The sequence below is a fragment of the Micromonospora sp. WMMC241 genome, assembly GCF_027460165.1.
Classification (GTDB): Bacteria; Actinomycetota; Actinomycetes; order Mycobacteriales; family Micromonosporaceae; genus Micromonospora; species Micromonospora humi.
The window spans coordinates 4,409,295-4,419,515 of record NZ_JAPZBF010000001.1 but is presented as its reverse complement, the minus strand read 5'-3'; the positions used below and the strand labels follow the sequence as shown (position 1 = coordinate 4,419,515).

Here is a 10,221-nt window from a genome sequence, read left to right as displayed (position 1 = left end):
GACAGCCGCGCCCGGATCGGCCGGGTGATGGGAAAGATCAGGATTCCTCGATGGGGAACCTCGCCCATCATGGCACCGGCGATCTTTGTCCGCCGATCCCCGGATCGTGTCGGCGGTCGACGCGTTCGGTGCCTGAGGCAACACGTTCGGCCAATTCCCGGGTGCCGGTAAGAAATGCGATTGCGGCATCCCGGTCCGCAGTTCCGGTCGCCGCCGGGGCGATGTCGCTCGTATCGGTCGTCGGCACACTGTGGAGGGATATGCCGGGTGCGGGCGGGCTTGCCGCCGATCCGGGACGCTCGCCTTTCTTCCCCTCCGGGTCGAGCGTGGGCGTGTGCATCCGGGGTGGACCGTGCCGTCCCGTCATTGATTCGACAATTGCGTGGCCGGCCGACTTCCGCGTCGGAAATCCGCTTCGCCGTGTCCCGACCTCCCTTTCCCGGCTTCTGTCGACAATTCACGCGCGTCCGGTCGCCTGAACGTCACCTAAGCCCACTCGACGCGCCTCGATCGGTGCCTCCGACGTGCCGACGCGCCGTCGTCCGCCGCCACGCCGCCAGGATCGGGGGCATGGTGCCGGAATGAACGGTCAGGAGGGCCACCCGATCGGCGGACCGGGATCGCCGTGTGGCCGAAATTGATGACGAGCGGTCGATAACCGGTGCGGCGGCGTATCGCGAGAAGTCCTTGCCTCCTACGGTGACGTCCGGCACGCGGACGGGAGGAGTCGGGAACCACCCGAGGGGGCCGTCCGGGCGGACAGGGAGTTGTCTCGATGCGAGTTTGGAGTCGCGCGGTCGCGGTGCTCGCCGCCGGCGCGGTCGTGGTGGCGGGGGTGCCGGCGCTCGCCGCCACCGTCACCGTGGCGGATGCCGGCGCCACCGTGCGCACCGGCGTACGGGCCACCGGGAGCAGCGCCGCGCTGGGCGCCGCGCGTACGGTCGCCACCAGGGCGCTGGCGACGCCGGGGGACACCCGGCTCGTGCCGACCGTGCCCCGCACCGACACCCCGCGGATCACCGACGGCGGGATCACCGACATCGAGGTGATCGGCAACCGCGCCTTCATCGCGGGCACCTTCACGTCGATCACGAACGTCGGCGGCACGGCGGTCGCGCAGCGGTCGCTGGCGGCGTACAACCTGGACACCGGGAAGGTGGACACCGGCTTCCGGCCCACCGTCGACGGCGCGGTGGCGGCCGTCGAGGCGTCGCCGGACGGGTCGTCGCTCTACATCACGGGCTCGTTCAACACGATCAACGGGGTCACCAAGCGCAAGATCGCCCGGCTCAATCCGACCACCGGCGCGCCGGTCACCGCGTTCACGGCGAACGCCAGCGCGCGGGGCACCGCGCTGGCCGTCAGCCCCACCGCGGTCTACGTCGGCGGTCAGTTCACCACCGTCAACGGCGTCGCCCGCAGTGGCCTGGCCGCGCTCAACCCCACCACCGGCGCGGTCGACACCGCCTTCAACCTGCCGGTCACCGGCGGCATCGGCGTCGGCGGCCTGCTCACCGTGCAGCAGCTCAAGCTCACCCACGACCGCAGCAAGCTGCTGGTGGTGCACACCGGCCGCCAGATCGCCGGCCAGGACCGCTACGGGGTGGCGCTGATCGGCACCGCCAGCAAGGCGCTGCTGCCGTGGCGCACCCGGCTCTGGGAGGACAACCTCTCCTTCGTCGGCGGCGTCCAGCGCGTCTTCGCCGGTGACATCGCGCCGGACGACTCGTACTTCGTGGTCACCAGCGGCTCCGGCGGCGACCGGCCGCCGATCAACGACACCGCGATCGCGTACCCGCTGACCGGGAACGACCACGTCGAGCCGCTCTGGATCTCCCGGCACTTCGACAGCATCTACTCGGTCGCCATCACCGCCACCGCCGTCTACGTCGGCGGTCACTTCAGCTGGCAGGAGTCGCCCACCTCGAACGTGCCGTGGCCCGGCCTGGACAACGTCGGCTACGGCACCGGCCAGGGGCTGAGCGGCTACGGCCTCGGCGACCAGGTGGTCCGCCGCGACCACCTCGGCGCGCTCGACCCGGTCACCGGCACCGCACTGGAGTGGAACCCCGGCTCCGACTCGTACGAGGGGGAGAAGGCGATGCTGGCCACCTCGCGCGGCCTGCTCGTCGGCGGCGACGGCAACGTCAAGGGCGGCAAGACGACCGGCCGGGTGGCCTTCTTCGACCTGTCCACCGCGCCCGCGCCGTCGTCGCTGGACACCACTGTCACCACCCCGATCGAGGGCGCGGTGAAGCCGGCCGGTGAGACGTTCGACCTCGGCGGGCAGGGGCTCGCCCCGGCCGGCGTGGCCCGGGTCCAGGTGGAGGTCATGAACCGCAACACCGGCCGCTACCTGCAGGCCGACCTGACGACGTGGGGCGATTTCAAGGGCATCAACGCGACGCTCGCCGCACCGAACGCCACCTCCACCGCGTGGACCCTGCCGGTGTCGCTGCCGGCCGGCGTCTACCAGATCCAGGCGAAGACGTTCGGCCGCGACGGCGCCGGCGACACCACGAAGGCGGTCAAGAAGATCGAGGCGTTCCGCTTCGACGACCTGCCGCCGGCGACCCGGATCACCGCGCCGGCCGCCGGCCTGCTGGCCACGAAGACCTTCGTGGCCACCGGCACCGCCACCGACGACAAGGGCGTCAGCTCGATGGTCTACTCGTTCCGCACCCCGGACAACCGCTACCTGCAGGACGACGGCAGCGTCGCGGCGGTCTACAACACGTTCCGGGGCGAGCCGGACGTGATCGGCGCGACGTCCACCACCTGGCAGTACGAGGTGACGCTGCCGACCGAGGGGCAGTGGAAGATGAGCGCCACCGCGGTCGACACGAGCGGGCAGAGCGACCTGCGTGGCGACGACCGGGACTGGACGATCTCGGCGACCGGCGTGCCGCCGACCGTGGCGATCACCGCGCCGGTGGCGATGACCCCGCCGACCGCCGCCGCGCCGCTGACGGTCGCGCCGGGCACGCGGGTCACGTTCGCCGGTACGGCCCGCGACGAGGACGCCCTGAAGTCGGTCGAGATCTACCTGCGCAACAACACCACCCGCGAGGCGCTCGCGGCGGACGGCACGTGGGGGACCGACTCGGTGGCCGCGTACCACCGGATCTCCCCGCTCAACCTGGGCGCCGCGACGTTCGACTGGTCCTTCACCACCGTGCCGCTGACCCCGGGCGTCTACGACTTCCGGGTCCGCGCCACCGACCGGCTCGACCTGACCACCGCCACCGGCGACCTGGGCCGGCTCACCGTCACCGCCCAGGTGCCCGGTGACGCCTTCCCGAACGGCCTGCTCAGCTTCACCGGCACCGACCAGAACGTCGATCGGCTGCACCTGGACCTGGCCGGCACCGCGACCGACGACAAGGGCGTCCGGGCCGTCCGGGTGGCGCTGCGTGACCTGGACACCGGCCGCTACGTGCAGCCGAACGGCACGACGGCCGCCGCGTTCGCCACCGTCGACGCGACGCTCGCCAACCCGGACGCCACCTCCACGGCGTTCACGCTCGCGATCGACCTGCCCACGAAGGGCACGTACAGCGTCGAGGCGTGGGCCGTGGACACGGCCGGCCAGCAGGACGGGTCGACCGCCGGCGCCACCGCGAAGTACCTGGTCTACCCCGGTGACCTCGACCCGACGCTGGAGCCGACCATCACGCCGGTCGAGGGCGAGGCCTACACCGGCGGCCGGATCCTGGTCTCCGGACGCGCCGTCGACGACGTCGGGATGCAGCGGGTGGAGGTGCAGATCACCAACAGCGCGGGGCAGGGGATGAACGCGGCCGGCACGTTCGGCCGGGCCGGCACGTGGATCGCCACGTTCCTCACCAGCCCCGGCTCACCGGGGTCGAACTTCGCGTACACGTCACCGGTGGTCCCGGCCGGCACCTACTCGGTGACCATCCGCGGCATGGACAACCACGGGCAGTACCAGCAGCCGCCCCGTACCGTCTCGGTGACCGTCACCGGCTGAGCCGCCCGGCCCGCGGGCCGGTCCGCGTCGGTGCCTCCGACGCCGGGCCGGCCCGCGGTCGTCAGGGGCGGACCAGCCGCATCCCGCCGGTCGTCGGGCGGTCCATGGTGGCCAGCGCCGCGGGCGCCCCGGCCAGCCCGACGGTGCCGGTGACCAGCTCGCCCGGGCGCAGCACCCCGGCGGTGACCAGGCGCAACAGCTCGGGGTAGGCGTGGGCCGGCATCCCGTGGCTGCCGCGCAGTTCCAGCTCGTACGCGATCACCAGCTCCATCGGCAGGGCCGGCCGGCCCCGCGCGGCGGGCAGCAGGCCCACCTGCACGTGCCGGCCGCGCCGGCGCAGGCCCTCGATCGAGGCGACGCAGGTGGCGTGGCTGCCCAGCGCGTCGAGCGAGAGGTGGGCGCCGCCGCCGGTCGCCTCCCGCACCGCGGCGGCCACCTCGGCGGGGCCGCCGAGCGTGCTGCCGTCCAGGCAGACCGCGGCCCCGCTGCGCCGGGCCAGTTCCAGCGCGGCGGGTGCCACGTCCACCGCCACCACCCGGGCGCCGCTCGCCGCCGCGACCATCACGGCGGACAGGCCCACCCCGCCGCAGCCGTGCACGGCGACCCACTCCCCGGCGGCCACCCGGCCCTGGGCGACCACCGCCCGGAACGCGGTGGCGAACCGGCAGCCGAGCGCGGCGGCGGTCGCGTCGTCCACCGCGTCCGGCAGCCGGACCAGGTTGACGTCGGCGTGCCGCACCGCGACGTACTCGGCGAACGAGCCCCAGCCGGTGAAGCCGGGTTGGGTCTGCCGCTCGCAGACCTGCTGGTCGCCGGCGAGACAGGAGGGGCACCGCCCGCAGGCGCAGACGAACGGCGCGGTGACCCGGTCGCCGGGCCGCCACCCGCGTACGTCGGCGCCGACCGCCGCGACGACGCCGGCGAACTCGTGCCCGGGCACGTGCGGGAGCCGGATGTCCGGGTCGTGCCCCTGCCAGCCGTGCCAGTCGCTGCGGCACAGCCCGGTCGCGCCGACCCGCAGGACCACCCCGTCCGGCGCCGGCGTCGGGTCGGCCACCAGCCGCACCTCGGGCCACGCACCGAACTCGTCGAACACCACCGCGCGCATCCCCGCATCCTCACATGCCGTCCGGCGGCGTTGAAAAGGGCAAGGAGCAGGGCGCAAGTTGCGGGAAAGCGGCAGAAATAGATTGATGCCGGCAAATCTTGACGTGTGTTCGTCCGGTAGCGCACGGTAAGGAAAGTGGTCGGTAGTGCAGGAGGCGGTCATGCGGTTGAATCCGTTCGCGGGAGCGTATCTCACCGATCCGGCCGGCGTCTGGGCCCGACTGCTGGACGACGGCGGCGGGGTGCACCACGACGAGGAACTCGGGTTGTGGCTGATCACCCGGCACGCCGACGTGCGGCGCGCGCTCGCCGACGCGCGGTCGTTCGGTAACGCCCTCACCCTCGCGCCGGTCTACGACGTCTGCCCGGAGGCGCTGGCCCTGGTCGTCCAGATCGACGCGCCGCCCACCACCGCCGCGGCCGACCCGCCGGTGCACCCGCGGACCCGCCGGGCGCTGCGCGTCACGTTCGCCAACACCCCGGAACGCGTCGAGCAACGCTACGGCCGGATCGTCCGCCGCCGGGTGGACGAGCTGGTGTCGCGGCTGGCCGCCCGGGCCGGTGACGAGGTCGACCTCGTCACCGAGTTCACCGCCGAGCTGCCGTTGCTGGTCCTGCTGGACATCCTCGGGGTGCCGGCGCGCGACGTGCCGCGGATCCGGGCCTGGGCGGACGGGCAGATCGCCCTGATCTGGGGCCGACCGGACCCGGCCGAGCAGGTGCGGCTGGCCGGCGGGCTGCTGGAGTTCTGGCGCTACTGCCAGGATCTCGTGCGGCGCCGGCTGGACGGCGGCGGCGACGACTACGTCAGCGAGCTGCTGGCGTACCGGCACGGCGACGACGAGGTCCTGACCACCGCCGAGGTGTCCAGCATCGTGTTCAACCTGCTGGTCGCCGGCCACGAGACGACCGCCGGGCTGCTCGCCCACGCGCTGGAGCGGGCGCTGTCCGAACCGGACCGGTGGCGGTCGTTCGCCGAGCACCCGGAGCGGGTGCCGGCGTTCCTCACCGAGACGCTGCGCTTCGCGCCCGCGATCGACGGTTGGTTGCGGGTGACCAACCGGCCGGTCACGCTGGGCGGGGTCACCATCCCCGCCGGGGCGCGGTGCCTGCTGCTGATCGGCGCCGCCAACCGGGACCCGGCCGCGTTCCGCCACCCGGACCGCTTCGACCCGGACCGGCCGGACGCGCACGACCATCTCTCCTTCGGCCACGGGCCGCACTTCTGCATCGGCGCGGCACTGGCCCGGCTGGAGGCGGGCACCGCGCTCGCCCGTCTCGCCGCCGCCCTGCCGGACCTGCGCCCGGCGCGCGGCGACCTCCGCGTCTTCCGGCCCAACCTGGCGTTCCGCGCCCACCGGTCGTTGCCGGTCACCGTCGCCGCGGCGGTCCCGTCCGGCCACCGACCGGCGGCGTGACACGGGCCGATGGGGGTGTCGACCGGTCGACGCGGGCAACCACGCAGCGCGATCACGTCTTCACACCCGCGTGCCGGTGGGTTAAGAATGACCCCCTGCGAACGCCCGGTAATCACCCGCCCTCGATCTGCTGCCGATGCCGGTCCGGCGTCGCGAAGGTGAGCACATGGATCGCACGCCCGCGTCGAACGCCGCTCCCTCCGCCGCCAGCCACCAGTTCCGTGTCGAGCTGCGCCGCTGGCGGACCCGGCGCGGCCTGACCCAGCGGGCGCTGGCCGAGCGGGTGCGGTTCAGCCGGGAGACGGTCGCCGCGGTCGAGTCCGGCCGGCGGTTCGGCAGCCAGGAGTTCGCCGTGCGCTGCGACGAGGTGCTCGCCACCGACGGCCGGTTGTGCGAGCTGTGGCCGCAGGTCGCGGCGGAGCAGTTGGCGGCGGACGGCCGGCGGGGGCCCCGGTTCGGCGAGGTGGCCCGGCCGGATCCCGTCGGCGTGCCGGTCGCGCGGCGCGACCCGCGCGATCCGCAGGCCGTGGTGGCGGCGATCGACGAACTGCGGGAACTGATCGGCCAGGTGCTCGCGCAGCCCGAGCCCGACGGCCCGACCCCGCCGGCGGTGGACCGGCGCTGACCGGGCTCGGCCCCCGGCGCCGAGGCGGTCACCGACGTCGCCAACTCTGGGTACAGATGCTGGTACGGCCTGTTTGTACCACGGTCGGGTCTGGCCTCGACGCACGGCTTCCGGCGCAATGAGACGTGCAATCCGCAAATGCAGATTGAACTTTGCCGATCAAGGCGGGGAGTCAGCAGTGGCGTCGAGCACGAGGTCCCACGCGGCCCGACCCTACCCGACCCGCCGCCGTCGGTGGCGCATCGGCGGCCGGATGCGTCTCATCGTGGCGGCCCCGCTCGTCGCCGTGATGGGCTTCGCCGGGCTGGCGCTGACCGAGAGCGTCCGGCAGACCTCCCGCGCCAGCGACCTCGGCCAACTCGCCCAGCTCGGTGCCGAGGCGGGCGGCCTGGCACACCGCCTCCAGCACGAACGGATCGTCGCCGCCGACCTGTTGACCCGGGGCGCCGCCGCCCAGCAGGACGCCTTCGCCGAGGCCACCACCGCTACCGACGCGGCGGTGGCCGGCTACCGCCGGCAACGTGATCGGGTGCCCTCCGGCGCCGCCGCCGAACGGGCCGTCCTGCCGCGGATCGACGCCGCGCTGGCCGGCCTCGCGCCGCTGCGCGCCCAGGTACGCACCGCCGAGCGCGCCTCCGTGTCGGCGATGACCTTCAGCTACCGCATCGTCATCGCGGACCTGCTCGGCCTGCGGGAGAGCGTCACCCTCGGCGTGGTCGAGCCGCGGATCGCCGACGGCATCCGGGCCTCCGCCGCACTGTCCAAGGTGGCCGAGGCGGTCGGCCAGCAACAGGTGGCGGTGCTGCGCGCCGTCACCGCCGGCCAGGTGACGCCCGCGTTGCAGCAGGACATCACCGCCGCCCGGACCGGCTTCACCGAAGCCACCCTGTCCTTCCTGGCGCTCGCCCGACCGGCCTGGCAGGGCTGGTGGGAGCAGGCCGGCAGCGGGGAGAACGCGCTGCGGCTGCAACGCCTCCTCGACCAGGTGGCCCGCACGGCGGCGGGTGACCGCCTCGAGCTGGACCTGGGCACCTGGCTCACCACCACCCAGCAGTGGGCGGTCCGCCTGGCGGAGCTGCGCCTGCGGGTCGACGGCGCGGTGCTCGACGACATCCGCGCCGCCCACGCCGAGCAACGTCGGCGCACCGTCGTGGAGGCGGCGGCCGCCGTGCTGGCCCTGCTGCTGACCGCGCTGGTCACCTGGGCGGTGGCACGCCAGATCACCCGTCGGCTGCGCCGGCTGCGGGACGCGGCGAACGCGGTCGCCTTCGAACGGCTGCCCCAGGTGGTGGCCCGGTTGCAGGAGCCGGACAGTGCGTCGGTGGACCCGGCCGAGCTGGCCCGCCGGCAGGCCGTCGACACGCTGGAGGTCTCCGGCGACGACGAGATCGGCGAGGTCGGCCAGGCGTTCAGCGCGGTGCACCGGGCCGCCGTGCGGACCGCTGCGGAGCAGGCCGTGATGCGGGCCAACACGGCGGAGATCTTCATCCACCTCAGCCGGCGGGAGCAGCGCCTGGTCGACGCCGTGCTGGCCCAGGTCGACAAGGTCGAGCGGGACGAGACCGACCCGGACCGGCTGCACCAGCTCTACGCGCTGGACAATCTCGCCACCCGGATGGGCCGGATCAACGCCAGCCTGCTGGTGCTGGGCGGGGTCGGCGTCGGGCGGGTCCGCCACCACGACGTGCCGCTGCCGCAGGTGCTCCAGGCCGCGCAGAGCCAGATCGAGCACTACCCCCGTATCCGGATCGGGCTGGTGGACGGCGACGTCGCGGTGGCCGCCGAGTCGGTCGACGAGGTGGTGCACCTGCTCGCCGAGCTGATGGAGAACGCCACCGGCTACTCGCCGCCGGCGACCGAGGCCTGGGTGACCGGTCGCAGCCTCGGCGACCGGGTGATCGTCCAGGTCAGCGACGAGGGCGTCGGGCTGCCCCCGCACCGGCGGCAGCAGCTCAACGACCTGCTCGCCCAGCCGCCCGCCATCGACGTCGCCACCGTCCGGGCGATGGGTCTGGTCGTGGTGGGCCAGCTCGCCAAGCGGCTGGGCGCCGCCGTCCAGCTCCGCTCCGGACCGCGTCGCGGCACCATCGCCGAGGTGGCGCTCCCGGCCGCGTTGACCCGGCCGCTGCCGCCCGAGGAGTTCCTGCTCACCCCGGAGCGGCCGTCCCGTCGGTCGGCCCGCACCACCGTCGCGTCCCCGACCGGGCGGGCCACCGTCGTGCCCGCCGGGGCCCGCCCCGCCCCGCAACCATGGGCCGGCGGCCCGGCCGCCGACCGGGCGCTCCCGGTCGCCCCGGTCTTCCAGCCGGCGAGCCCTGGCCCGGGCGACGCCCCCACCGAGGAGCTGGTCATCTTCCACCAGGTCAACCACTGGTTCCAGGCGGATCGGCCGGACGGTGACGGCTCGTCGTGGGCCGGGCCCGCCGACGACGCCTGGCGCACGGCGGCGCGCTCCGACGAGCACCGGGTCGCCGGCACCACCACGTCCGGGCTGCCCCGCCGGCAGCCGCAGGAGCACCTGGTACCCGGTGGCGTCCCGGCGCCCCGGCAGGCCACGGAGCACCGCGACCCGGCCCGGGTCGCCACCGCGATGGCCGCCTACGCCCGCGGTGTCGCCGGCCGCCGGGCCAACCTGATCACCCACTGACCCGACAAGGGAGCGCACGTGACCGACCACCAGGATCTCGGCTGGCTGCTGGACGCCTTCGCCGAGCGCGCCACCGAGGTCACCCACGCCATCGCCATCTCCAGCGACGGTCTGATGGTGGCCGCCACCCGCGGCCTCCCGCCGGACCGGGCCGACCAGTTGGCGGCGACCGGCAGCGGGCTGGTCAGTCTGCTGCGTGGCGCGGCGGCCTTCTTCGACGCCGGCGCGGTGATCTCCAACGTCACCCAGCTGGAGGGCGGCTTCATGTTCTCCATGGCCTTCAACGACGGCGCCTCCCTGCTCGTACTCGCCGATCCGCGGTGTGACGTCGGCAAGGTCTCCTACGAGATGACCGAGCTGGCGAACCGCATCGGCGACGCGCTCACCCCCGCGGCCCGGGCGGCCCTGAGCCGCAGCCGCTGACCGCCGGCAG

6 protein-coding genes are annotated in these 10,221 nt (G+C 74.1%); 5 read left to right on the top strand and 1 reads right to left on the bottom strand.

The genetic code is table 11. The annotated features are described in order from the left end of the window. Positions 1 to 775: 775 nt before the first annotated feature. The gene (locus O7598_RS19880) at positions 776 to 3,991 is read left to right on the top strand and encodes an Ig-like domain-containing protein (protein ID WP_269692826.1); all 3,216 of its coding nucleotides are present in this window, start codon (positions 776 to 778) and stop codon (positions 3,989 to 3,991) included. A 61-nt stretch (positions 3,992 to 4,052) separates the two neighbouring features. Here O7598_RS19880 and O7598_RS19875 read toward each other — a convergent pair whose 3' ends face one another. Further along, a complete protein-coding gene (locus O7598_RS19875; protein WP_269692825.1) occupies positions 4,053 to 5,099 on the bottom strand; it encodes an alcohol dehydrogenase catalytic domain-containing protein in 1,047 nt (348 codons plus the stop codon). A 160-nt stretch (positions 5,100 to 5,259) separates the two neighbouring features. Here O7598_RS19875 and O7598_RS19870 point away from each other — a divergent pair, with 160 nt between their 5' ends. From O7598_RS19870 to O7598_RS19855, 4 genes are all read left to right on the top strand, one after another. Further along, complete coding sequence (locus tag O7598_RS19870) at positions 5,260 to 6,516, top strand: cytochrome P450 (RefSeq protein WP_269692824.1); 1,257 nt, start codon at positions 5,260 to 5,262, stop codon at positions 6,514 to 6,516. 166 nt (positions 6,517 to 6,682) lie between these two features. Further along, positions 6,683 to 7,141: a helix-turn-helix transcriptional regulator gene (locus O7598_RS19865; RefSeq protein ID WP_269692823.1), complete on the top strand. Its 459-nt coding sequence runs from the start codon at positions 6,683 to 6,685 to the stop codon at positions 7,139 to 7,141. A gap of 253 nt (positions 7,142 to 7,394) precedes the next feature. Continuing rightward, a complete protein-coding gene (locus O7598_RS19860; RefSeq protein ID WP_269692822.1) occupies positions 7,395 to 9,788 on the top strand; it encodes a sensor histidine kinase in 2,394 nt (797 codons plus the stop codon). Between the two features lie 18 nt (positions 9,789 to 9,806). Then, a complete protein-coding gene (locus tag O7598_RS19855; RefSeq protein WP_181567524.1) occupies positions 9,807 to 10,211 on the top strand; it encodes a roadblock/LC7 domain-containing protein in 405 nt (134 codons plus the stop codon). The last annotated feature ends 10 nt before the right edge of the window (positions 10,212 to 10,221 follow it).

Excerpts from the sequence above, each read along its gene's own strand:
- O7598_RS19870 (WP_269692824.1), top strand. The coding sequence starts at position 5,260 with ATGCGGTTGAATCCGTTCGCGGGAGCGTATCTCACCGATCCGGCCGGC.
- O7598_RS19865 (WP_269692823.1), top strand. The coding sequence starts at position 6,683 with ATGGATCGCACGCCCGCGTCGAACGCCGCTCCCTCCGCCGCCAGCCAC.
- O7598_RS19880 (WP_269692826.1), top strand. The coding sequence starts at position 776 with ATGCGAGTTTGGAGTCGCGCGGTCGCGGTGCTCGCCGCCGGCGCGGTC.
- O7598_RS19860 (WP_269692822.1), top strand. The coding sequence starts at position 7,395 with ATGCGTCTCATCGTGGCGGCCCCGCTCGTCGCCGTGATGGGCTTCGCC.
- O7598_RS19875 (WP_269692825.1), bottom strand. The coding sequence starts at position 5,099 with ATGCGCGCGGTGGTGTTCGACGAGTTCGGTGCGTGGCCCGAGGTGCGG.